This window comes from Pseudomonas sp. I2 (assembly GCF_040984075.1).
GTDB classification, from domain to species: Bacteria; Pseudomonadota; Gammaproteobacteria; order Pseudomonadales; family Pseudomonadaceae; genus Aquipseudomonas; species Aquipseudomonas guariconensis_B.
On the sequence record NZ_JBCGFQ010000228.1, the window covers coordinates 1 to 387 of the forward strand.

Sequence of the window (387 nt, forward strand, 5' to 3'; positions counted from 1 at the left end):
CGATGATCCGGTGGAAGCTATCGAACAGATGGAGATCGAACTTAGCCGTCTGACCGAAGAATTAACCTCCCGTGAACAGAAACTGGCGATCAGTTCCCGCAGCGTGGCGAACATCATTCGCAAAACCATTCAGCGCGAGCAGAACCGTATCCGTATGCTCAACCAGGGGTTGCAGAACGTATCGTTTGGTCAGGTGAACAGCGTGCGCCTCAACGTGAACGTGCGTGAAACGCACGCCATGCTGCTGGATGTGCTCTCTGAACAGCACGAGCAGCATCAGGATCTGTTTAACAGCAACCGTCTGACCTTCTCGGAAGCGTTGGCGAAATTGTATCAGCGTCTTAATCCGCAGATTGATATGGGACAGCGCACGCCGCAGACCATTGG

The 387-nt window shown here is 53.5% G+C and carries 1 protein-coding gene; it reads left to right on the plus strand.

Annotation, left to right across the window (positions count from 1 at the left end; translation table 11 throughout):
* Positions 1-387: hypothetical protein (locus WCE05_RS26375; protein ID WP_368816892.1), on the plus strand; the 387-nt coding region annotated here is incomplete at both ends.